The sequence below is a fragment of the Citrobacter sp. S39 genome, assembly GCF_009495675.1.
Classification (GTDB): Bacteria; Pseudomonadota; Gammaproteobacteria; order Enterobacterales; family Enterobacteriaceae; genus Citrobacter; species Citrobacter freundii.
The window spans coordinates 201,614-225,337 of record NZ_CP045555.1 but is presented as its reverse complement, the minus strand read 5'-3'; the positions used below and the strand labels follow the sequence as shown (position 1 = coordinate 225,337).

Annotated in this window: 19 protein-coding genes, 1 pseudogene and 1 other annotated feature (1 of these 21 running past the window's edge); of the genes and pseudogenes, 12 read left to right on the top strand and 8 right to left on the bottom strand. The window is 52.2% G+C overall.

Annotation, left to right across the window (positions count from 1 at the left end):
• Window positions 1–42, top strand: a sequence feature (Thr leader region) (it extends 85 nt beyond the left edge of the window).
• Between the two features lie 23 nt (window positions 43–65).
• Genes thrA through thrC form a run of 3 tightly spaced genes read left to right on the top strand, consistent with a single transcriptional unit; the run spans window position 66 to window position 4,749 of the window.
• On the top strand, window positions 66–2,528 hold the full coding sequence (thrA, locus tag GFB57_RS00965) for a bifunctional aspartate kinase/homoserine dehydrogenase I (protein ID WP_003018985.1): 2,463 nt from the start codon (window positions 66–68) through the stop codon (window positions 2,526–2,528).
• Window position 2,529: 1 nt separating this feature from the next.
• A complete protein-coding gene (thrB, locus tag GFB57_RS00960) occupies window positions 2,530–3,459 on the top strand; it encodes a homoserine kinase (protein WP_003018982.1) in 930 nt (309 codons plus the stop codon).
• A 3-nt stretch (window positions 3,460–3,462) separates the two neighbouring features.
• The gene (thrC, locus tag GFB57_RS00955) at window positions 3,463–4,749 is read left to right on the top strand and encodes a threonine synthase (RefSeq protein WP_003018980.1); all 1,287 of its coding nucleotides are present in this window, start codon (window positions 3,463–3,465) and stop codon (window positions 4,747–4,749) included.
• Between the two features lie 84 nt (window positions 4,750–4,833).
• Here the strand turns inward: thrC and yaaA are convergent, their stop codons facing one another.
• Window positions 4,834–5,607, bottom strand: coding sequence for a peroxide stress protein YaaA (yaaA, locus tag GFB57_RS00950; RefSeq protein ID WP_003018978.1), 774 nt, complete (start codon window positions 5,605–5,607; stop codon window positions 4,834–4,836).
• Between the two features lie 77 nt (window positions 5,608–5,684).
• A complete protein-coding gene (locus GFB57_RS00945; protein WP_003018976.1) occupies window positions 5,685–7,115 on the bottom strand; it encodes a sodium:alanine symporter family protein in 1,431 nt (476 codons plus the stop codon).
• A 274-nt stretch (window positions 7,116–7,389) separates the two neighbouring features.
• On the opposite strand from GFB57_RS00945, the gene tal reads away from it, so the two are divergent.
• The 3 genes from tal to GFB57_RS00930 all read left to right on the top strand — a co-directional run bounded on the left by tal (window position 7,390) and on the right by GFB57_RS00930 (window position 10,473).
• Window positions 7,390–8,343, top strand: coding sequence for a transaldolase (gene tal / locus GFB57_RS00940; protein ID WP_003018974.1), 954 nt, complete (start codon window positions 7,390–7,392; stop codon window positions 8,341–8,343).
• 110 nt (window positions 8,344–8,453) lie between these two features.
• Window positions 8,454–9,041: a molybdopterin adenylyltransferase gene (gene mog / locus GFB57_RS00935; RefSeq protein ID WP_290366923.1), complete on the top strand. Its 588-nt coding sequence runs from the start codon at window positions 8,454–8,456 to the stop codon at window positions 9,039–9,041.
• Window positions 9,042–9,165: 124 nt separating this feature from the next.
• Window positions 9,166–10,473 (top strand): MFS transporter, encoded by a 1,308-nt coding sequence (locus GFB57_RS00930; RefSeq protein WP_003018971.1) that lies wholly within the window; start codon window positions 9,166–9,168, stop codon window positions 10,471–10,473.
• Window positions 10,474–10,507: 34 nt separating this feature from the next.
• Here the strand turns inward: GFB57_RS00930 and satP are convergent, their stop codons facing one another.
• The 3 genes from satP to GFB57_RS00915 form a co-directional block, all read right to left on the bottom strand.
• Window positions 10,508–11,074 carry an acetate uptake transporter gene (satP, locus tag GFB57_RS00925; RefSeq protein WP_003018969.1) on the bottom strand — a complete coding sequence of 189 codons (567 nt, stop codon included), beginning with the start codon at window positions 11,072–11,074 and terminating at the stop codon, window positions 10,508–10,510.
• A 148-nt stretch (window positions 11,075–11,222) separates the two neighbouring features.
• Window positions 11,223–11,936 carry an acidic protein MsyB gene (gene msyB, locus GFB57_RS00920; protein ID WP_290366922.1) on the bottom strand — a complete coding sequence of 238 codons (714 nt, stop codon included), beginning with the start codon at window positions 11,934–11,936 and terminating at the stop codon, window positions 11,223–11,225.
• Between the two features lie 33 nt (window positions 11,937–11,969).
• Window positions 11,970–12,374: a DUF2541 family protein gene (locus GFB57_RS00915; protein WP_003018965.1), complete on the bottom strand. Its 405-nt coding sequence runs from the start codon at window positions 12,372–12,374 to the stop codon at window positions 11,970–11,972.
• A 383-nt stretch (window positions 12,375–12,757) separates the two neighbouring features.
• On the opposite strand from GFB57_RS00915, the gene dnaK reads away from it, so the two are divergent.
• The 4 genes from dnaK to nhaR all read left to right on the top strand — a co-directional run bounded on the left by dnaK (window position 12,758) and on the right by nhaR (window position 18,210).
• Window positions 12,758–14,680, top strand: a complete 1,923-nt coding sequence (gene dnaK / locus GFB57_RS00910) for a molecular chaperone DnaK (RefSeq protein WP_003018959.1) — start codon at window positions 12,758–12,760, stop codon at window positions 14,678–14,680.
• An 85-nt stretch (window positions 14,681–14,765) separates the two neighbouring features.
• Window positions 14,766–15,899, top strand: coding sequence for a molecular chaperone DnaJ (dnaJ, locus tag GFB57_RS00905; protein WP_003018956.1), 1,134 nt, complete (start codon window positions 14,766–14,768; stop codon window positions 15,897–15,899).
• A gap of 206 nt (window positions 15,900–16,105) precedes the next feature.
• Window positions 16,106–17,272, top strand: a complete 1,167-nt coding sequence (gene nhaA / locus GFB57_RS00900; protein ID WP_003018952.1) for a Na+/H+ antiporter NhaA — start codon at window positions 16,106–16,108, stop codon at window positions 17,270–17,272.
• Window positions 17,273–17,310: 38 nt separating this feature from the next.
• Complete coding sequence (gene nhaR / locus GFB57_RS00895) at window positions 17,311–18,210, top strand: transcriptional activator NhaR (RefSeq protein ID WP_003018949.1); 900 nt, start codon at window positions 17,311–17,313, stop codon at window positions 18,208–18,210.
• Between the two features lie 49 nt (window positions 18,211–18,259).
• Here nhaR and GFB57_RS00890 read toward each other — a convergent pair whose 3' ends face one another.
• From GFB57_RS00890 to rpsT, 3 genes are all read right to left on the bottom strand, one after another.
• Window positions 18,260–20,299, bottom strand: coding sequence for a glycoside hydrolase family 31 protein (locus tag GFB57_RS00890; protein WP_003018947.1), 2,040 nt, complete (start codon window positions 20,297–20,299; stop codon window positions 18,260–18,262).
• 40 nt (window positions 20,300–20,339) lie between these two features.
• Window positions 20,340–21,713: an MFS transporter gene (locus GFB57_RS00885; protein ID WP_290366921.1), complete on the bottom strand. Its 1,374-nt coding sequence runs from the start codon at window positions 21,711–21,713 to the stop codon at window positions 20,340–20,342.
• A gap of 463 nt (window positions 21,714–22,176) precedes the next feature.
• Complete coding sequence (gene rpsT / locus GFB57_RS00880; RefSeq protein ID WP_003018940.1) at window positions 22,177–22,440, bottom strand: 30S ribosomal protein S20; 264 nt, start codon at window positions 22,438–22,440, stop codon at window positions 22,177–22,179.
• 117 nt (window positions 22,441–22,557) lie between these two features.
• Between rpsT and GFB57_RS00875 the strand changes: the two are divergent.
• Both GFB57_RS00875 and ribF read left to right on the top strand, forming a co-directional pair.
• Window positions 22,558–22,761: pseudogene (locus tag GFB57_RS00875) on the top strand (DUF2575 domain-containing protein).
• A gap of 7 nt (window positions 22,762–22,768) precedes the next feature.
• On the top strand, window positions 22,769–23,707 hold the full coding sequence (gene ribF / locus GFB57_RS00870) for a bifunctional riboflavin kinase/FAD synthetase (RefSeq protein WP_003018937.1): 939 nt from the start codon (window positions 22,769–22,771) through the stop codon (window positions 23,705–23,707).
• Window positions 23,708–23,724: the final 17 nt, after the last annotated feature.

Here is a 23,724-nt window from a genome sequence, read left to right as displayed (position 1 = left end):
ACAAGAAAAAGCCCGCACCTAAACAGTGCGGGCTTTTTTTTCGACCAAAGGCAATGAGGTAAACCATGCGAGTGTTGAAGTTCGGCGGTACATCAGTGGCAAATGCAGAGCGCTTTCTGCGGGTTGCCGATATTCTGGAAAGCAATGCCAGACAGGGGCAGGTCGCGACCGTGCTCTCTGCCCCCGCAAAAATTACCAACCATCTGGTGGCGATGATTGAGAAGACCATCGGTGGTCAGGATGCTTTAGCCAATATCAGCGACGCCGAACGTATTTTCTCTGAGCTGTTGGTGGGTTTGGCCGCTGCGCAGCCGGGTTTTCCGCTGGCTCCGCTCAAAGCCTTTGTTGAACAAGAGTTTGCCCAGATTAAACACGTCCTGCATGGCATCAGCCTGTTGGGACAGTGCCCGGACAGCATCAATGCCGCGCTTATCTGCCGTGGCGAAAAAATGTCGATCGCCATCATGGCTGGCCTGCTGGAAGCGCGCGGGCACAACGTGACGGTCATCGACCCGGTGGAGAAATTGCTGGCAGTCGGCCATTACCTCGAATCTACTGTTGATATCGCCGAATCTACGCGCCGCATTGCCGCCAGCCGTATTCCTGCGGACCACATGATTTTGATGGCCGGATTTACCGCCGGGAATGAGAAAGGTGAGTTAGTGGTGCTGGGGCGTAATGGCTCCGACTACTCTGCCGCCGTACTGGCCGCCTGTTTGCGCGCGGATTGTTGTGAGATCTGGACCGATGTTGACGGCGTATATACTTGCGATCCGCGTCAGGTACCCGACGCCCGACTGCTGAAGTCGATGTCTTATCAGGAAGCGATGGAGCTTTCTTACTTCGGCGCCAAAGTGCTGCACCCGCGCACCATTACCCCTATTGCCCAGTTCCAGATCCCTTGCCTGATTAAAAATACCGGCAATCCACAAGCGCCTGGCACGTTGATTGGCGCCAGCAGTGATGATGACGATTTGCCGGTAAAAGGTATTTCTAATCTCAATAACATGGCTATGTTTAGCGTTTCCGGCCCAGGAATGAAAGGCATGGTGGGTATGGCGGCACGCGTTTTTGCCGCAATGTCGCGTGCGGGCATCTCGGTAGTGCTGATCACCCAATCCTCTTCCGAATACAGCATCAGCTTCTGCGTCCCGCAGGGCGACTGCGCGCGTGCGCAACGCGCGATGCAGGATGAATTCTACCTCGAACTGAAAGAAGGCCTGCTGGAGCCGCTGGCGGTGACTGAGCGTCTGGCTATCATCTCTGTTGTTGGCGATGGTATGCGTACTCTGCGTGGCATTTCGGCGAAATTCTTTGCCGCGCTGGCTCGTGCGAACATCAATATCGTGGCGATCGCCCAGGGTTCGTCTGAGCGTTCTATTTCAGTGGTGGTGAACAACGACGACGCGACCACCGGCGTTCGCGTGACCCATCAAATGCTGTTCAACACCGACCAGGTGATTGAAGTGTTTGTGATTGGCGTAGGCGGCGTGGGCGGTGCGCTACTGGAGCAGCTTAAACGTCAGCAAACCTGGCTCAAAAAGAAGCATATCGATCTGCGCGTGTGCGGCGTGGCGAACTCGAAGGCCCTGTTGACCAACGTCCACGGACTGAATCTGGAGAACTGGCAGTCGGAGCTGGAAAGTGCGAAAGAGCCTTTCAACCTTGGGCGCTTAATTCGTCTGGTGAAAGAATATCATCTGCTTAATCCGGTGATTGTCGACTGTACGTCAAGCCAGGCGGTGGCGGATCAGTATGCTGATTTCCTGCGCGAAGGCTTCCATGTGGTTACGCCGAACAAAAAGGCCAACACCTCGTCGATGGATTACTACCATCAGCTGCGTTTTGCCGCCGCGAAGTCCAGGCGTAAATTCCTCTACGACACCAACGTGGGAGCAGGCTTGCCGGTAATTGAGAATCTGCAAAACTTGCTCAGCGCAGGTGATGAATTGCAGCGTTTCTCCGGTATTCTTTCCGGCTCGCTGTCGTTTATTTTCGGCAAGCTGGATGAAGGCATGAGCTTCTCGCAAGCCACCACCATGGCGCGTGAGATGGGCTATACCGAGCCCGATCCGCGTGACGATCTTTCCGGTATGGATGTGGCACGTAAGCTGTTGATCCTCGCCCGTGAGACCGGTCGTGAGCTGGAGCTTTCAGACGTGGTCATTGAACCAGTTCTGCCAAAAGAATTTGATGATTCCGGTGATGTATCCGCGTTTATGGCGAAATTACCGCAGCTGGATGACGTGTTTGCCGCGCGCGTGGCGAAAGCCCGTGATGAGGGAAAAGTATTGCGTTATGTTGGCAATATCGAAGAGGACGGCGTTTGTCGCGTGAAAATTGATGCAGTAGACGGCAACGATCCGCTGTTTAAAGTGAAAAACGGTGAGAACGCGCTGGCATTCTATAGCCACTACTATCAGCCGTTACCGTTGGTTCTGCGCGGATATGGCGCGGGTAACGACGTGACGGCAGCGGGCGTCTTTGCCGACCTGCTACGCACCCTTTCATGGAAGTTAGGAGTCTGACATGGTGAGAGTTTATGCCCCGGCCTCCAGTGCCAATATGAGCGTCGGGTTTGATGTGCTCGGTGCGGCGGTAACTCCGGTGGACGGTTCGCTGTTGGGCGATGTGGTGTCCGTTGAGGCGGCTGATCAGTTCAGCCTGAACAACCTTGGCCGCTTTGCCAACAAGCTGCCGTCAGAGCCGCGCGAAAATATTGTCTATCAGTGTTGGGAGCGATTCTGCCAGGAGCTGGGTAAAACGGTTCCGGTGGCGATGACGCTGGAAAAAAATATGCCGATTGGCTCCGGGTTAGGCTCCAGCGCCTGTTCCGTCGTGGCGGCGTTAGTCGCTATGAACGAACACTGCGGTAAGCCGCTCAACGATACGCGCCTGTTGGCGATAATGGGCGAGCTGGAAGGGCGTATCTCCGGCAGTATTCATTACGATAACGTTGCCCCGTGCTTTTTGGGCGGCATGCAGTTAATGATCGAAGAAAACGGCATTATCAGCCAGCAGGTGCCAGGCTTTGATGAGTGGCTATGGGTACTGGCGTATCCGGGGATTAAAGTGTCGACGGCAGAAGCGCGGGCGATTCTACCTGCGCAGTATCGCCGTCAGGACTGTATCGCCCACGGGCGACATCTGGCTGGATTTATCCATGCCTGCTATTCCCGTCAGCCTGGGCTTGCCGCGAAGCTGATGAAGGACGTCATTGCTGAGCCGTATCGTACCCGCTTGCTGCCAGGCTTTAGTCAGGCGCGTCAGGCGGTAACAGAAATTGGCGCGCTGGCCAGCGGGATCTCCGGGTCAGGGCCGACGCTGTTCGCCTTGTGCGATAAGCCGGATACGGCGCAGCGCGTAGCAGATTGGCTGAGTAAAAATTACCTGCAAAATCAGGAAGGCTTTGTTCATATTTGCCGGCTGGACACGGCGGGCGCACGGGTACTGGGATAATCAATGAAACTGTATAATCTGAAAGATCATAACGAGCAGGTCAGCTTTGCGCAGGCCGTCACGCAAGGGCTTGGCAAGAATCAGGGATTGTTTTTTCCGCACGATCTACCGGAATTCAATCTGACAGAAGTGGATGAGATGCTGAACCAGGACTTCGTCAGCCGCAGCGCGAAGATCCTGTCCGCATTTATTGGTGATGAGATCCCTCAGGAAATTCTGGAAAAACGCGTGCGTGCTGCATTTGCTTTTCCGGCACCGGTTGCTCAGGTTGCCGCAGATGTCGGCTGTCTGGAACTGTTCCACGGCCCTACGCTTGCATTTAAAGACTTTGGCGGGCGCTTTATGGCGCAAATGCTGACGCACATCAGCGGCGACAAGCCGGTAACCATTCTGACGGCGACCTCAGGTGATACCGGCGCGGCGGTTGCACATGCCTTTTATGGCCTGAAAAATGTGCGCGTGGTGATCCTCTACCCGAACGGCAAGATCAGCCCATTACAGGAAAAACTGTTCTGTACGCTGGGCGGTAACATTGAAACTGTAGCGATTGATGGCGATTTTGATGCCTGCCAGGCGCTGGTGAAACAGGCGTTTGATGACGAAGAGCTGAAGGTGGCTCTGGGACTGAACTCGGCTAATTCAATTAACATCAGCCGTCTGCTGGCGCAAATCTGTTACTACTTTGAGGCTGTGGCTCAGCTACCGCAAGAGGCGCGGAATCAGCTGGTGATTTCTGTTCCCAGCGGTAACTTTGGCGATCTGACCGCCGGGCTGCTGGCGAAATCACTGGGCTTGCCGGTGAAGCGTTTTATCGCGGCGACTAACGTTAACGATACGGTTCCGCGTTTCCTTGCTGAAGGTGAGTGGGCGCCGAAAGCGACTCAGGCGACGTTATCGAATGCGATGGATGTCAGCCAGCCGAACAACTGGCCGCGCGTGGAAGAACTGTTCCGCCGTAAAATCTGGCGTCTGAATGAGCTGGGTTATGCCGCCGTTGATGATGCCACGACTCAGGACACCATGCGTGAGTTACATGAGATAGGCTACACCTCAGAACCGCATGCGGCGGTGGCTTACCGTGCGCTGCGTGACCAACTGAACCCTGGCGAGTACGGCCTGTTCCTTGGTACTGCGCATCCGGCGAAGTTTAAAGAAAGCGTTGAAGAGATTCTTGATCTGACGCTGGCGTTGCCAAAAGAGCTGGCGGAACGCGCGGACTTGCCGCTGCTTTCTCATCACCTGCCTGCTGATTTTGCGCAACTGCGTAAGCTGATGATGACCCGCAGTTAACGGTGGTGCCCGCTGGCGCTTTGCTTAGCGGGCCTACAAAACCTGTAGGCCGGATAAGGCGTTAGCCGTCATCCGGCATATAAATTATTGCTCGTGGCGTTTAAACACCAGTTCGCCGTTTCCTGACGCTTCTTCATCAAAGAAATAGCCTTCGCTGTTAAATGCGGTCAGCTGTTCCGGCTGCGTTAAGCGGTTCTCAATGATGTAGCGGCTCATCAGGCCGCGCGCTTTCTTGGCATAAAAGCTGATGACTTTGAACTTGCCGTTTTTCTCGTCGAGGAAGACTGGTTTAATCAGCTCGGCATTGAGCTTTTTCGGCTTCACGGATTTAAAATACTCATCCGAAGCGAGATTAATCACCACGCTGTCGCCTTGTGCTTCAAGTGCTTCATTAAGTTTATCGGTGATGATATCTCCCCAGAACTGGTAGAGATCTTTACCCTTCGCATTGGCCAAACGAATGCCCATCTCCAGACGATAAGGCTGCATCAAATCCAGTGGACGTAGAACGCCGTACAGTCCGGACAACATCCGTAAATGCTGCTGAGCGAAGTCGAAATCCGCCTCGCTGAAGGTTTCAGCCTGCAGCCCGGTATACACGTCGCCCTTAAATGCCAGAATGGCCTGGCGCGCATTGTCCGGCGTGAAGTCAGGCTGCCAGTCATGGAAACGCGTGGCATTCAAATCCGCCAGTTTGTCGCTAATTCCCATCAGCTTGCCAATCTGCGGCGCAGAGAGCTGGCGCGCCACATGGATAAGCTGCTGAGAGTGATCCAGCAGTTCGGGTAGCGTATGGCGTGTTGTTGCCAGCGGACTTTGGTAGTCGAGCGTTTTTGCAGGTGAAATCAGAATCAGCATATCCAGTCCTTGCAGGAAATTTACTGCGACTTTAGCAAAAAAAACGACAGATTTGATCGATGGTTGTGATTGCCGCGCTATCCGCGCGGCGTTTCATCCCAGCTTTCGGGGGCAAGCTGTTGTCTGATATCAGGATAACGGTGCGGATCGAATTCCGGGCGCACCCCGAGTTTACGCTGGCGCAGATAGTCGCTGGCGATGGTATGGACAACCGGAGAAAGCAGCAGAATCGCTGTCAGGTTAGTAATGGCCATACAAGCCATAATGATATCGGCCAACTGCCAGACCAGCGGGAAGCTGACAAACGTTCCGCCGATAATGGTGCTAATGGTAGCGATTCGCAATAGCCAGATGACGCGCATATTGTCCAGTTTCAGAAAGACGAGATTGTTCTCCGCATAGATGTAGTTGGCGACGATCGAGCTAAAGGCAAACAGAATCACAATAAAAGCCACGAATCCGGCTCCCCATTCTCCCGTCAGCGTTACCATTGCTTTTTGAAGTAACTGGATGCCTTCCATTGGCACATAGCTGGTGCCATTGCCTGCCAACAGAATAATCATCGCGCTAGCCGTACAGACCACGAGAGTGTCGCCTAATACCCCAATCATTTGCACAATGCCTTGTGCCGCAGGATGCGGTGGCCAGGAGGCGGCCGATGCGGCTGCATTCGGCGTAGATCCCATTCCGGCTTCGTTAGAAAACATGCCGCGCTGAAAACCGTTGGCAATAGCCTGGCTTAGCGTATATCCGGCCGCACCCGCTGCTGCTTCCTGCCAGCCAAAGGCGCTTTTTATAATGGTGACGATAATGTCGGGAAGCTGCCCGATATGCCACAGACAGATGATGATGCTACTTCCAACCCACAGCAGTGCCATCATCGGAACGAACCATTGCATCAGGCGTGCGACGCCTTTAATACCGCCGACGATGACCAGTAATGACACTATTGCCAGTGCGATACCGGAGAAGAGGGGAGGGATGTCAAAAGCAAAGGTCAACGCACGAGAGACCGAGTTCGCCTGAACGCTGTTAAAAATCAGTCCATAGGCAATCAGTAAAAAGATGGCAAAAAGGACGCCCATCCAGCGCATGCCCAGACCACGTGCCATATACCACGCAGGACCACCGCGGAACTGTCCTTTGCTATCGCGTTCTTTATACAGTTGGGCAAGTGAGCACTCGGCGAATGACGTTGCCATACCAATGACCGCTGAGACCCACATCCAGAAAATGGCTCCAGGGCCGCCAGCGGCGATCGCCAACGCTACGCCGGCCAGGTTCCCGCTACCGATACGCGCGGCAAGGCTGGTGCACAGAGCCTGAAAGGAAGTTAAACCGCCCGGCTGCGGGCTAATGCTGTTTTTAAGACTTGTGCCAAACTGGCGAATGTAGCGGAACTGCACGAACCCTGTACGCCAGGTGAACCAACATCCTGCGCCAAGCAGGAGGTAGATCATCACCGATCCCCAGAGTATTTCATTAATAAATGAGAAAAAATCAGGCATTAACATCCCTCTTGTTGATGCCGGTAAGCGCGAAGATTTCCGTGTAAGCGCTACCAATAATCGACCAGTATATACCTTGTCATGAGAGTGATTGCGGGAGTTTATCATAACAATCGTTATATCCCGCAATTGCGCATCACAGGCTTTGAGATGCGTAATCAGGGCTGAGCAGCGGGTCGGACAATCCAGGCGGTTGCGCTGAGAGTGCGTCGTGCTATCATCAGGGAAGATCGGTTACATCCCCCTAACAAGCTGTTTAAAGAGAATCGCTATCATGACGGACAAATTGACCTCCCTTCGTCAGTTCACCACAGTAGTGGCCGACACCGGAGACATCGCGGCAATGAAGCTGTATCAGCCTCAGGATGCCACAACTAACCCTTCTCTCATTCTTAACGCAGCGCAGATCCCAGAATACCGCAAGCTGATTGATGACGCTGTAGCCTGGGCTAAGCAGCAGAGCAACGACCGCGCACAGCAGATCGTCGACGCGACCGACAAACTGGCAGTAAATATCGGTCTGGAGATCCTGAAACTGGTCCCGGGTCGTATCTCTACTGAAGTTGACGCTCGTCTGTCTTACGACACCGACGCGTCCATCGCGAAAGCAAAACGTCTGATCAAGATGTACAACGACGCTGGCATCAGCAACGATCGCATTCTGATTAAACTGGCTTCAACCTGGCAGGGCATCCGTGCCGCTGAGCAGCTGGAAAAAGAAGGCATCAACTGTAACCTGACTCTGCTGTTCTCCTTCGCGCAGGCACGTGCATGTGCAGAAGCTGGCGTATACCTGATTTCTCCGTTCGTTGGTCGTATTCTTGACTGGTACAAAGCCAACACCGACAAGAAAGAGTATGCACCGGCAGAAGATCCGGGTGTGGTTTCCGTAACGGAAATCTACGAGTACTACAAACAGCACGGTTACGAAACCGTGGTGATGGGTGCGAGCTTCCGTAACATCGGCGAAATCATTGAGCTGGCAGGCTGCGATCGTCTGACGATTGCTCCGGCACTGCTGAAAGAGCTGGCGGAAAGCGAAGGCGCTATCGAACGTAAACTGTCCTTCTCCGGCGAAGTGAAAGCGCGTCCTGCACGCATCACCGAAGCTGAGTTCCTGTGGCAGCACAACCAGGATCCGATGGCTGTAGATAAACTGGCGGACGGTATCCGTAAGTTTGCTGTAGACCAGGGTAAACTGGAAAAAATGATCGGCGATCTGCTGTAATCATTTAAGCGTGGCCCTGATATGGGTCACGCTACCTCTTCTGAAACCTGTCTGTCCTTCCTTTCGCAGTGTATCATTCTGTTTAACGAGACTGTTTAAACGGAATAATCATGAATACTTTACGCATTGGCCTGGTTTCCATTTCTGACCGTGCTTCCAGCGGCGTTTACCAGGATAAAGGTATCCCGGCCCTTGAAGAGTGGCTGGCATCTGCCCTTACCACCCCTTTTGAGCTGCAAACGCGACTGATCCCGGATGAACAGGCGATCATCGAACAGACCTTATGCGAGCTGGTGGATGAAATGAGCTGTCATCTGGTGCTGACTACCGGCGGAACGGGTCCGGCACGTCGCGACGTGACCCCCGATGCTACGCTTGCCGTCGCTGACCGCCAGATGCCAGGCTTTGGCGAACAGATGCGCCAGATAAGTCTGCACTTTGTGCCAACGGCTATTCTCTCCCGCCAGGTCGGTGTGATTCGCAAACAGGCGTTGATCCTGAATCTGCCTGGGCAGCCGAAATCGATCAAAGAAACGCTGGAAGGCGTGAAAGATGCCGACGGTAAGGTTATCGTACCGGGTATTTTTGCAAGTGTACCGTATTGTATACAGTTGCTGGATGGGCCGTATGTGGAAACCGCACCGGCTGTTGTAGCATCTTTTCGTCCTAAAAGCGCAATTCGCGATACAATCGCCTGAAAGTAGCCCGATCGTGACATAAGTGCCAATCACAGTGGAGTATTGAATTGTTTACGATATAGTAATTTTTGCTTTACATATATCGACAGACAGATTCAATAACTCCACTGACTGATGGTTTGCTATGTCACAACACACTCGACCGCTGAATCGCCAGGATTATAAAACTCTTACGCTTGCTGCCCTCGGCGGTGCGCTTGAGTTTTATGATTTCATTATCTTCGTCTTCTTTGCCGCTGTTGTTGGTGAACTCTTCTTTCCGGCAGACATTCCTGAGTGGCTACGTCAGGTGCAAACCTTCGGCATTTTTGCCGCCGGATATCTGGCGCGTCCGCTGGGTGGCATCATCATGGCGCACTTTGGCGATCTGGTCGGGCGTAAGAAAATGTTCACCCTGAGCATTTTGCTGATGGCGATACCGACGCTGGCGATTGGTCTTTTGCCTACCTACGCCTCAATGGGGATCCTCGCACCGCTGCTGTTACTGCTGATGCGCATTTTGCAAGGCGCTGCCATCGGCGGAGAAGTGCCGGGCGCGTGGGTGTTCGTGGCGGAGCATGTACCGGAGCGCCGCATCGGCATTGCCTGTGGCACGCTGACCGCCGGGCTGACGGTGGGGATTCTGTTGGGATCGGTGGTTGCGACGCTGGTGAATACCAACCTGACGCAACAGGCGGTGCATGACTACGGCTGGCGTATCCCGTTCCTGTTGGGGGGCGTTTTTGGGCTGGTGGCGATGTACCTGCGTCGCTGGTTGCAGGAAACGCCCATCTTCCTAGAAATGCAGCAGCGTAAAGCACTTGCGCAAGAGCTACCGGTGAAGTCGGTGGTGAGTAAGCATAAAAAAGCGGTGGTTATTTCAATGCTGCTGACCTGGTTGTTATCGGCCGGGATTGTGGTGGTGATCCTGATGTCACCAGTCTGGTTGCAGAAGCAGTATGGCTTTGCACCCGCGCTAACGCTACAGGCCAACAGTGTCGCTACCATTATGCTGTGCGTCGGCTGTCTGCTGGCCGGATTTATTGTCGACCGGGTCGGCGCCAGCAAAACCTTTATTGTCGGCAGCCTGCTGCTGGCCTGTTCGAGCTGGTTTTTCTATCACCTGACCGGCAGCCATCCTCAGCACTTGTTCCTGTTATACGGGCTGGTGGGATTATGCGTTGGCGTGGTCGGCGCAGTGCCTTATGTCATGGTGCGGGCGTTTCCGGCGGAAGTCCGTTTTACCGGTATTTCCTTTTCCTATAACGTCTCATATGCCATTTTTGGTGGTCTGACGCCAATCGCCGTGACGATGTTAATGGGCGTGTCGCCAATGGCTCCGGCCTGGTATGTGCTGGCGTTATCGCTGGTGGGGTTAGGTCTGGGGATTTGGCTGCGACAGGATATTTATCATCGCGATACGAGCGTACAGGGAGAGTTACAGCGTTTGTAAGGAATATCCCCCCTTCAGGGGGGATATTGTCAGATTAGTGCGCTTCACCAATCGGCAGGATGGTACGGCCAAACTGTTCGTTCAGCACTTCACCCATCGCCAGGTAAATGGCGCTTGCACCACACACTAAGCCAACCCAACCCGCTACGTGAATGATTGCTTCGTTACCTGCAATGTTGCCAACGGCCAGCAGGGCGAACAGCACTGTCAGGCTCAGGAACACGAACTGCAGCATGCGCGCGGCTTTCAGCGTACCGAAGAACATGAACAGAGTGAACACGCCCCACAGACCCAGGTAAGCGCCCAGGAACTGACCATTGGTTGCATCCGCGAGGCCCATTTTCGGCATCAGCAGAATTGCAACCAGCGTCAGCCAGAACGAACCGTAGGAGGTAAAGGCGGTTAAACCGAAGGTGTTGCCTTTTTTATATTCCAGAAGACCGGCAAAAATTTGCGCGATACCGCCGTAGAAAATGCCCATCGCCAGAATAATAACGTCTAAAGCGAAGAAACCCGCGTTATGCAGGTTAAGCAGAATGGTGGTCATGCCAAAGCCCATCAGGCCCAGCGGTGCCGGATTAGCCAACTTAGTGTTGCCCATAATTCCTCAAAATCATCATTGATTGAATGGTGAAATAGTTTCCCCGAATAACGATCGCTGTCTTCGGGGCGCGGCATAATAATCAGGGGAGAGGGCACTGTCTATGATCTAACGAAGGGAAAACGAATTATTTTCCCTGTGATGGGTATCACGCTTGTGTGTGGTTGGGCATTCTGCGCAGGCAGGCAATGTGGAGTACAACCGGGATCGTCACGCGATAAGCGCTGCCGCTCACCGCTTTAACCCCGTTTAAAGCCGCACCTACCGGGCCGCCAAGTCCGGCTCCGCGCAGTAATCCGTGCCCGATTACGCTGACGGCGGCGTGGGTTCGCAGAATTTTGGTTAACTGGCCGGAGAGCAGGTGAGAGACGCCTTTTGCCAGGTGACGATCCTTCAATAATAACGGTAGCAGTTCTTCCAGTTCAGAAACTTTTGCATCGACAGCCTGCAGAAATTCCTGCTTTTGTCCGGCATCCATTTTTTGCCAGGCATTGCGTAAAAAGTGCTCCAGCAGAGACTGTTCAATTTCGAACGTGGACATCTCTTTATCAGCTTTAATCTTCAGACGCTTCGAAACGTCCAGCAAAATCGCCCGATACAGTTTTCCATGTCCACGGAGTTTATTGGCAATGCTGTCGCCCCCATAATGCTGCAGTTCGCCAGCAATCAGTTGCCAGTTGCGGCGGTGCTGTTCCGGATGTCCTTCCATCGATTTAAATAAATCGTTGTGGTTGAGAACGCTCGACAGACGGGCTTTCCCCTTTTCATTATGTGTAAGCAGGCGGGTAATATTGGCGAGCTGCTCCTCACTGCAATGCTGAAGAAAATCGAGATCGTCGTCATTCAAATAGGTGACATTCATGTTTCTATGGCTTTTGAATAAAAGTATGGGGAATTAGTCGTCGCCGATGATTTTCAGCGTCGCCATATCAGAAGAGTTCACCGTATGGCCGGAGAAGGTAATTTTTTTCACGCAGCGCTTATTGTCGTTGTCGCTATTGATGTTGATCCAATTGGTCGTTTGCCCTTCTTTGATGGAGGAAGGCACGTTCAGACTCTGGCTGGACATGCGGGCAGCTTTGAAATAAACCGATGCACCACTGAGCTGTAAATCACCATGATCGGCCGTAAGTTGAATGCGTTTCACCACGCGGCAAACGGGAAGTTTCAGCGTCAGATCGTTGGTTTCATTACGGGGCATGGCGATCACGCCGAGGACTTTATGATCGTTAGCGTGTGCGGCGCTGCTCAGCAGCAGGCCCATAAGCAGGCTGGCGGAAAGGGTTAATACGGATTTCATGGAATTTCTCTTTGACGGCTGTAAAAGTGTGTCGTTTCAGACCATCTTACCGCTGTCAGAATCATGATTCATGCTTGTAATCTTTTCTTTTTATTACAATTTTTATGTGAATGGCTGTTCTGAATCTATCTGTTTTATGAATTAATTTTGATTTGAGACTATTCATTTTTTAATCTTTTAGCCTTTTTTCTGCGATTTTATTGCCACAAGGCTAAAAAAAATTTTCATGCCCCCCTTGATGACGTGGGTTACGACCCCATCTTGTAAGCAACCGCAGTGGTGAGTCTGAAAAAAAACGATTCAGGGTAGTTGAAACCGCACGTTTCGCCCTTATTACAGATTCACAACCACATGATGACCGAATTTTTAGTGGAGACGTTTAGATGGGTAAAATTATTGGTATCGACCTGGGTACTACCAACTCTTGTGTAGCGATTATGGATGGCACTACTGCACGTGTGCTGGAGAACGCCGAGGGCGATCGCACCACGCCTTCTATCATTGCTTATACCCAGGATGGTGAAACTCTGGTTGGTCAGCCGGCTAAACGTCAGGCAGTGACAAACCCGCAAAACACCCTGTTTGCGATTAAACGCCTGATTGGCCGCCGCTTCCAGGACGAAGAAGTACAGCGTGATGAAGCCATCATGCCGTACAAAATCATCGGTGCTGACAACGGTGATGCATGGATTGACGTAAAAGGTCAGAAACTGGCACCGCCGCAGATTTCTGCTGAAGTGCTGAAAAAAATGAAGAAAACGGCTGAAGATTACCTGGGTGAGCCGGTAACTGAAGCAGTTATCACCGTACCTGCATACTTTAACGATGCTCAGCGTCAGGCAACTAAAGACGCCGGTCGTATCGCAGGTCTGGAAGTAAAACGTATCATCAACGAACCAACCGCAGCTGCGCTGGCTTACGGTCTGGATAAAGAAGTTGGCAACCGTACTATCGCGGTATATGACCTCGGTGGTGGTACTTTCGATATCTCTATTATCGAAATCGACGAAGTTGACGGCGAAAAAACCTTCGAAGTTCTGGCAACCAACGGTGATACCCACCTGGGTGGTGAAGACTTCGACAGCCGTATGATCAACTACCTGGTTGACGAGTTTAAGAAAGATCAGGGTATCGACCTGCGTAATGACCCGCTGGCGATGCAGCGTCTGAAAGAAGCCGCTGAGAAAGCGAAGATCGAGCTGTCTTCCGCTCAGCAGACCGACGTGAACCTGCCGTACATCACTGCAGACGCGACCGGTCCGAAACACATGAACATCAAAGTGACCCGTGCGAAACTGGAAAGCCTGGTTGAAGACCTGGTTAACCGTTCTATCGAGCCGCTGAAAGTTGCTCTGCAGGATGCTGGCCTGTCCGTATCTGATATCAACGACGTTATCCTCGTTGGTGGTCAGACGCGTATGCCGATGGTGCAGAAGAAAGTCGCTGAGTTCTTCGGTAAAGAACCGCGTAAAGACGTTAACCCGGACGAAGCCGTAGCAATCGGTGCTGCTGTTCAGGGTGGTGTATTGACCGGTGATGTTAAAGACGTGCTGCTGCTGGACGTTACCCCGCTGTCTCTGGGTATCGAAACCATGGGTGGCGTAATGACTCCGCTGATCGCGAAAAACACCACTATCCCGACCAAGCACAGCCAGGTGTTCTCTACCGCTGAAGACAACCAGTCTGCGGTAACCATCCATGTGCTGCAGGGTGAACGTAAACGTGCTGCTGATAACAAAGATCTGGGTCAGTTTAACCTGGATGGTATCAGCCCGGCTCCGCGCGGTATGCCGCAGATCGAAGTTACTTTTGACATCGATGCCGACGGTATCCTGCACGTTTCCGCGAAAGACAAAAACAGCGGTAAAGAGCAGAAGATCACCATCAAGGCTTCTTCTGGTCTGAACGAAGAAGAAATTCAGAAAATGGTTCGCGAAGCAGAAGCGAACGCAGAATCTGACCGTAAGTTTGAAGAGCTGGTTCAGACCCGTAACCAGGGTGACCATCTGCTGCACAGCACTCGCAAGCAGGTTGAAGAAGCAGGCGACAAACTGCCGGCTGACGACAAAACTGCCATCGAGTCTGCACTGACCGCGCTGGAAACTTCTCTGAAAGGTGAAGACAAAGCGGATATCGAAGCAAAAATGCAGGCGCTGGCACAGGTTTCCCAGAAACTGATGGAAATCGCTCAGCAGCAGCACGCACAGCAACAGGCTGGTGCAGCAGGCGCTGATGCTTCTGCAAATAACGCGAAAGATGACGACGTTGTCGACGCCGAGTTTGAAGAAGTGAAAGACAAAAAATAATCGCCCTTTGAACGGGTAATTACTGGCACGGGCGAAGAGGTTTCCTCTCCGCCCGTGCACGCATGTTAGGGGCAGATAAAAAGAGATGGCTAAGCAAGACTATTACGAGATTTTAGGCGTTTCCAAATCAGCGGAAGAGCGTGAAATCAAAAAGGCCTACAAGCGCCTGGCCATGAAATATCACCCGGACCGCAACCAGGGTGATAAAGAGGCCGAAGCCAAGTTTAAAGAGATCAAAGAAGCGTACGAGATCCTGACCGATGCGCAAAAACGTGCGGCCTACGATCAGTACGGTCATGCTGCGTTTGAGCAAGGCGGCATGGGCGGCGGCGGCGGTTTTGGCGGCGGGGCTGACTTCAGCGATATCTTTGGTGACGTGTTTGGCGATATCTTTGGCGGCGGTCGTGGTCGTCAGCGCGCCTCACGTGGTGCTGATTTACGTTACAACATGGATCTCACTCTGGAAGAAGCCGTGCGTGGCGTCACCAAAGAGATCCGTATTCCGACTCTGGAAGAGTGTGACGTCTGCCACGGTAGCGGCGCGAAGGCGGGCACTCAGCCGCAGACCTGTCCAACCTGTCACGGTTCTGGTCAGGTACAGATGCGTCAGGGCTTTTTTGCCGTACAGCAGACCTGTCCACACTGTCAGGGCCGCGGTACACTGATCAAAGATCCGTGCAACAAATGCCACGGGCATGGTCGCGTTGAGAAGAGCAAAACGCTGTCTGTTAAAATCCCGGCAGGGGTTGATACCGGCGACCGTATCCGTTTGTCTGGTGAAGGCGAAGCCGGTGAGCATGGCGCGCCAGCAGGTGATTTGTACGTTCAGGTGCAGGTAAAACAACACCCAATTTTCGAACGTGAAGGCAATAACCTCTACTGCGAAGTGCCGATTAACTTTGCGATGGCTGCTCTGGGCGGCGAGATTGAAGTCCCGACGCTGGATGGTCGCGTGAAGCTAAAAATTCCGGGCGAAACGCAAACTGGCAAACTTTTCCGCATGCGTGGAAAGGGCGTCAAGTCTGTACGCGGTGGCGCTCAGGGCGATCTGCTGTGCCGTGTAGTTGTTGAAACCCCGGTTGGTTTGAACGACAAGCAGAAGCAGTTGCTGAAAGATCTGCAGGAAAGCTTCGGCGGTCCTACCGGCGAAAACAACAGCCCGCGTTCCAAAAGCTTCTTCGACGGTGTGAAGAAGTTCTTTGACGATCTGACTCGCTAATTCGCCGTTTTATCTTGAATAAAAAGCCTGGGACTGAAAAGCCTCAGGCTTTTTTATTTCTGTTTTCCGCTCGGAAAATCTTTATCGACTTTATCTGAATAGGTCGTAAAAACCGATCTATCAATCACAAATAATCTAATTTTAACGAGCTTTTTGAGGGTGTAAGATAGTATTTACGAAGTATTCACCCAATAGAGAGAATAAAAGTGAAACATCTGCATCGTTTTTTTAGTAGTGACGCCTCGGGGGGCATCATTCTGATCATCGCTGCCGTGGTCGCTATGCTGATGGCAAACATCGGGGTAACCAGTGGATGGTACCACGCCTTTTTGGAAACGCCCGTTCAACTGCGGGTTGGCGCGCTTGAGATCAACAAAAATATGCTGCTGTGGATCAACGACGCATTGATGGCGGTGTTCTTCCTGTTGATTGGTCTGGAGGTGAAGCGTGAGTTGATGCAAGGCTCGCTGGCTAGCCTGCGTCAGGCAGCGTTTCCGATCATTGCCGCTATCGGGGGCATGATTGTCCCGGCGCTGCTGTACCTGGCATTCAACTATGCCGATCCCATCACCCGTGAAGGGTGGGCGATCCCGGCGGCAACGGATATCGCTTTTGCATTAGGCGTGCTGGCGCTGTTGGGCAGCCGTGTACCGCTGGCGTTGAAAATATTCCTGATGGCGCTGGCGATTATCGACGACCTCGGTGCTATCGTAATTATCGCGCTGTTCTATACCAGCGATCTCTCGCTGTTGTCGCTGGGGGTTGCCGCGTGCGCGATCCTCGTTCTGGCGGCATTGAATCTGTGCGGAGTGAGACGTACCGGGATTTATATTCTGGTTGGCGTGGTGCTGTGGACTGCCGTACTGAAGTCGGGCGTGCATGCAACTTTGGCGGGTGTGATCGTGGGCTTCTTTATTCCGTTGAAGGAAAAACACGGGCGTTCGCCGGCGAAGCGACTGGAGCATGTTCTGCATCCATGGGTGGCATACCTGATCCTGCCACTGTTTGCCTTCGCCAACGCGGGCGTTTCACTGCAGGGCGTCACTATTGATGGACTGACCTCGGTATTACCGCTGGGGATCATTGCTGGTTTGTTGATCGGTAAACCGTTGGGTATCAGTCTGTTTTGCTGGCTGGCGTTACGCCTCAAGGTGGCGCAATTGCCAGAGGGAACGAATTTCCAGCAGATTATGGCGGTCGGCATTCTGTGCGGCATTGGCTTTACGATGTCGATTTTTATCGCCAGCCTGGCGTTTGGGAACGTCGATCCTGAGCTGATTAACTGGGCGAAACTGGGGATCCTGATTGGCTCCTTACTGTCGGCGGTAATTGGTTACTGCTGGTTACGCACCCGGTTGAACGCGTCAGCCTGACGGGATAGCCCTTTCGTGACAATTTTCAGGGAGAGAGTATGTCTCATATAAACTACAACCACCTGTACTACTTTTGGCATGTCTATAAAGAAGGTTCGGTGGTTGGCGCAGCAGAAGCGCTTTATCTGACACCGCAGACCATTACCGGGCAGATTAAAGCGCTTGAGGAACGCTTGCAGGGAAAGCTGTTCAAGCGCAAGGGGCGTGGGCTGGAGCCCAGTGAGTTAGGCGAATTGGTTTTTCGTTATGCGGATAAGATGTTCACCTTAAGCCAGGAAATGCTGGATATCGTGAACTACCGCAAAGAGTCTAATTTACTGTTTGATGTCGGCGTGGCGGATGCGCTATCGAAGCAGCTGGTCAGTAGCGTGCTGGATGCCGCTGTGGTTGAAGATGAACAAATCCATCTGCGTTGTTTTGAGTCAACACACGAGATGCTGTTGGATCAACTCAGCCAGCATAAGCTGGATATGATTATCTCCGATTGTCCGATCGATTCTACACAGCAGGAAGGGCTGTTCTCGGTGCGGATAGGCGAATGCAGCGTGAGTTTTTGGTGTACCAAGCCGCTGCCTGAAAAACCCTTCCCGGCCTGCCTTGAGGAGCGTCGATTACTGATTCCTGGACGTCGTTCAATGCTCGGTCGTAAGCTGCTGAATTGGATCAACTCACAAGGATTGAATGTCGAAATCCTCGGCGAGTTTGATGATGCTGCGCTGATGAAAGCGTTTGGCGCAACGCATAATGCCATTTTCGTTGCGCCTACGCTGTATTCACACAATTTCTATGCCGATGATTCTATTGTTGAAATTGGACGCGTAGAGAATGTGATGGAGGAGTATCACGCCATATTTGCGGAAAGGATGATCCAGCATCCGGCGGTGCAGCGTATTTGCAATGCGGACTACTCAGCACTGTTCAAGTCGCCACAGGTCTAAACGCCTTCATGTTGCCGGCTGCGGTGTACTAACCGCAGCCGGACTTTGACTACAGTTTCAACATATTACGATACTGCCCGCCTTCGCGGATAAATACCGGAATTCTGTTCAGGGGAGCGTCATAGCACAGCGTTTGTCCTCCCTGATAGCTCTCGCCGGTTGCAAGATCCGTCCATGTTTCCCCTTCCGGTAGCCAAACGTCACGCTCGCGCATGCCTTCATGCATCACCGGAGCAATCAGCAGATCGGGACCAAAACAGTACTGATCGGCGATCTCCCAGCTTTTTGTCTGCTCAGGAAATTCAAAAAACAGGGTGCGCATAACCGGGGCATTGCGTTCGTGTGTTTCCGCCATCACCGCTTTGATGTACGGCTTTAACTTTTCTCGCAACGTCAGACAGCCGGTCAACACTTCGCACACCTCTTCACCATAGCTCCACACTTCGTTTGCCGCACCGGTCGGACACTGGGCAATACCATCACGGTAAGGATGTTCTGGTAAAATTTGCGGATCGCGGTTGCCGTGCAGGCGCATCACTGGGCTAAACACGCCCCACTGGAACCAGCGAATCAGCAACTCATGAAAGTGTGGGTCGTGAATATTGCCGCCATGAAAGCCGCCAATATCTGTTGTCCACCACGGGATACCTGCAATCCCCATATTCATCCCGGCGGCAAACTGATTGCGCAGAGAACGAAACGATGAGTGGATATCACCTGACCAGACCAGCGCGCCGTATTTCTGACTTCCGGCCCAGGCGCAGCGCAGCAGGTTGATCACCTGGTCTTCGCCATCGGCTTTCATGCCGTCAAAAAAGGTTTTGGCATACATTCGCGGGTAGATATTGCCCACTTCCAGCACCGGTCCGGCGTGGTAGCGATAATTATCGTAGTCGTAAACGCTGAACTCCGGCTCGGCTTCGTCTAGCCAGAAGAGCTTCACGCCTTTATCGTAATAGTTGCGTTTTGCTTTACCCCAGACGTAGTCGCGAGCGCCGGGATGGGTGGCATCAAAGAAAGTGGTATTGCCGAGGAAATCCATATTAATCGGCAATCCGCGTTCCGTTTGCACCAGCCAGCCGTTTTCACGCATCTCCCGATAGCTTTCGGTTCGGCTATCCACGGTTGGCCACACGGAGACCATTAGCTCAATACCTAGCGATTTTAGCTCGGCGATCATGGCATCGGGATCGGGCCAGTCCCGCGAGTCGAACATCCAGTCCCCCTGATTTGGCCAGTGGAAGAAATCGATCACGATGACCGAGATGGGGAGGTTGCGCCGTTTGTACTCGCGGGCGACGGCGAGCAACTCCTCCTGAGTGCGATAACGTAACTTGCACTGCCAGAAGCCCATGGCGTAATCCGGCATCATTGGTGGCGTGCCCGTGGCGAGCGCATACGCCCGGCTAATTTCTGCCGGGGTATCGCCAGCGGTGATCCAGTAGTCCAGCTGCTCGCTGATTTGAGCTTCCCACTCGGTCACGTTGTGGGCGAACGTCACGCGGCCGACCGCAGGGTTATTCCATAAAAATCCGTAGCCCAGGCTTGAGAGCATAAAGGGCACCGAGGCCTGAGAGTTGCGCTGGGCTAGTTCGAGCACGCATCCTTTGAGATCCAGATTGGCCTGCTGATATTGGCCCATGCCGTAAATTTTTTCCCCTTCGGTGGCTTCGAAGCGGGCTTTAAGTGAATATTTCCCACCCTGAATAGGGCGGAATTCGCGTCCCTCAAGGTTGAGTGCGCTGACGTACTGGCCGTGAGAAGATTCATCCTCGCCAATTTCGCCCCGCAGGCGCCAGAACTCCTGCAACAGGGGTTTGTGTGGATGACGGTAAAAGGTAACTTGTCCTTTTTGATTGACGATAGCGATAATTTTGCCGTTGGTCAGTGTCGCCTGGTGGTGCTCATAATCGATGTGGCAGTGGCTTTCTGCGACTGGCTCAGTCAATGCCCAGTCTTCATTTCTCATTACCGGCAGATGACGACCACTGCGTACGCGCAGGCTGTTCTCGCCCCAGGGTTCAATCCACAAATAGCGATCGTTTTGCTGCCAGACCAGACGACGCGGGTCATGTTGCACAAATGGCATGGTGGTGCCTCCCATATTTTGAGGGTAAAGATTAAGAAAGTTATTGGGTGATGGTTTCCAGATCGTGGCGAATCGTCTCTTCCATTGCTTCGTACTTACGGAAGAAAAGTAGCGGGATCGCCGCGAGTGCGAAGAGTAGGGCGGGCGCCCAGATAAAAGCCCAGGTAATGCCTTCCAGGCCCGCAGCGCTTTGGGCATGGTTCGGGACATAGCCAAAACTGTTCATGATCCAGGCGGCGAAAGCGGTACCCAGACCACTGCCCATCTTGATGCAGAAAGTACTGCCGAAGGCGATAAGAATGCCCGTGGCCTTAATGCCCGTTTTCCAGGCACCGAAGTCGACGGCAAAGCCCAACATGGCAAACGGCATTGAGCAGGCGATTCCGCTACCGATATTGCCGAGCACCCAGGCCGCGATGAGGAAAGGTATGTTGTCCGCCGCCAGCCACATCAAGACGCCGCCGAACGTGGCGACCAGCAAGCCACCTACCCATATCCAGGTTTTAGCCAGGAATTTGCTAAAGAAAGGGATGGCGATGATGAACAGGATCTGAATCGTCGCCAGACTGTTAATCAGCGGAACCAGGTCTTTGCGATCGAGGTTGTAGGTCAGATAATAAACAATGGTTGTGGACCGCTGTTGCAGGGCAATCCAGAAGATCAGATTGGCCAGCACCATCAGGATCCATGGCCAGTTACCTTTCATTGCCGTGAAACTTTTTTTCATCGGCAGTTTTGGTTCTTGCTGTATTTTATCCGCATCCATTTCGCGGATATTTTTAAAGGCGAAAAGCGTTAGCGAACAGGATATTGCAGCAAACAGAATCGCCGTGTAAATAAATCCGGCATGATCATTTCCGTTACCTAAAAATGCAACCAGGGGTAATGCTGTGGCATTCATTAATAAAACCCCAATTTGTCCCCCGGTCATTCTCCAGGAATTTAATACTAGCCGTTCCTTAGGGGACAGAGTCATTAGAGGTAATATTGCGCTGAGCGGTGTATTGAGTCCGGTAAATAAAATGCTGGCAATCATGTAGGATATTGCTGCATATATGGCTTTTCCTATCATGCTGATATCTGGAGACCAAAATGACAGCGCGCTGAATACACCAAAAGGCAGCGGTAGCCATAAGAACCAGGGACGACATTTACCATAACGTGAACGTGTTTTATCGATAATGATCCCCCAGATTGGGGCATCTATACCATCTACGATACGCGCCAACAGCAGGATGACACCTGCTACGGCGAGACTAATACCCGCAACGTCAGTGTAGAAATATAAGATGTAGGTTGAGCCGAAACAGTACAGTAGATTACCTGCCACATCCAAAGAGCCGTAGCTAATACGCTGTAGTAAAGATAATGATGCTGACCCGCAAGACTGGGTATCCTCAATAACAGAACTCATAATAATAACTCCGATATTGGTGCGATACGCCCAGAAAAACAACTTTTACTTTCCAAGCAAGTTTTAAATATTATTTTTTATGTCGTTACTGAATTTAACCTCAGATTAAAATGAGTGAGTAAGGTGTACATGGAAAGTAGTTGACCCTACCGCAGCAATCAATTATCAAATCTTACATCAGGATTGCGTTTATTCGTTTTTGAATGAGAGATGTTTCTATTTGCTAAGGTGGTCACAGTTTTTTTAATAATGAAATAAAAAAAGGAAAACAGTGAAAGAAAATAACTTTCAAGTATTACGCGACGCGACTAACTAAGGGAGGGATAGCTGAAAAAACAGGCTGGTCAGGAAGAGCGTGGGCGAGTGAGAACAACATCAGTGGTTGAAGAGAAAAACGCCAGATAGCAAGCATAAAAAAACCCGCTTTCGCGGGTTTTTTCACAAAGCGTCAACAAGCAGGCGATTAAGCCAGTTTGTTGATCTGTGCAGTCAGGTTTGCTTTATGACGTGCAGCTTTGTTTTTGTGGATCAGACCTTTAGCAGCCTGACGGTCCACGATTGGTTGCATTTCGTTAAATGCTTTCAGTGCAGTAGCTTTGTCGCCAGCTTCGATAGCTGCGTATACTTTCTTGATGAAAGTACGCATCATAGAGCGACGGCTAGCGTTGTGCTTGCGGGCCTTTTCAGACTGAACGGCGCGCTTCTTAGCTGATTTGATATTAGCCAAGGTCCAACTCCCAAATGTGTTCTATATGGACAATTCAAAGGCCGAGGAATATGCCCTTTTAGCCTTCTTTTGTCAATGGATTTGTGCAAATAAGCGCCGTTTAAATTCCAGCACTCGTTGCGTAGTGATGGCGCAGGATTCTACCAGCTTGCGTGGCGTGAATACAGCTTTTCGACGAGAAAAATTGTATTGGTGTACCCGTGAAGGGCGTCAATTTGTTTCATAACAATGAAAACCATCCTCTTTCTGTTTCGTAGAAACAATCGCCGGTTAACCTTGACCGCGGTACAGGGTATACTTTCACGATTTTCACTGTTTTGAGCCAGACATGAAGCTGATACGAGGCATACATAATCTCAGCCAGGCCCCGCATGGGTGTGTGCTGACTATTGGTAATTTCGACGGTGTGCACCGTGGCCACCTTGCGTTGCTGCAAGGCTTACGGGAAGAAGGGCGCAAACGCAATTTACCGGTGGTGGTAATGATTTTCGAGCCACAGCCGCTGGAACTTTTTGCGACGGACAAGTCACCTGCGCGCCTTACCCGCCTGCGGGAAAAACTGCGTTATCTGGCCGAATGCGGTGTGGACTACGTGCTGTGTGTGCGTTTTGACAGGCGTTTCGCCGCATTAACGGCGCAGACCTTCATCAGCGACCTGCTGGTGAAGCGCCTTGGTGTACAATTTCTTGCCGTTGGCGATGATTTCCGCTTTGGCGCTAGCCGTGCGGGCGATTTCTTGTTATTACAGGAAGCGGGCGCTGAGTATGGTTTTGATATCACCAGCACCCAAACCTTCTGTGAAGGCGGTGTGCGTATCAGCAGCACCGCAGTACGTCAGGCGCTGGCCGAAGATAACCTGCAACTGGCCGAAAGCCTGCTTGGGCATCCTTTTACTATCTCAGGACGCGTCGTTCACGGTGATGAGTTAGGGCGCACCATCGGTTTTCCGACGGCAAACTTACCGCTTCGTCGTCAGGTTTCTCCGGTGAAAGGTGTTTATGCGGTTGAAGTGATGGGACTGGGTGACAAACCGTTGCCCGGCGTCGCCAACATCGGCACCCGCCCGACGGTAGCAGGCGTACGCCAGCAGTTGGAAGTGCATCTATTGGACGTTGTAATGGACCTGTATGGTCGCCATATAGATGTAGTACTGCGTAAAAAAATACGCAGCGAACAGCGATTTGCCTCGCTGGATGAACTAAAAGCGCAGATTGCGCGTGATGAGTTGACTGCCCGTGAATTTTTTGGGCTAACAAAACCGGCTTAATGCCTATACGAGTTTTA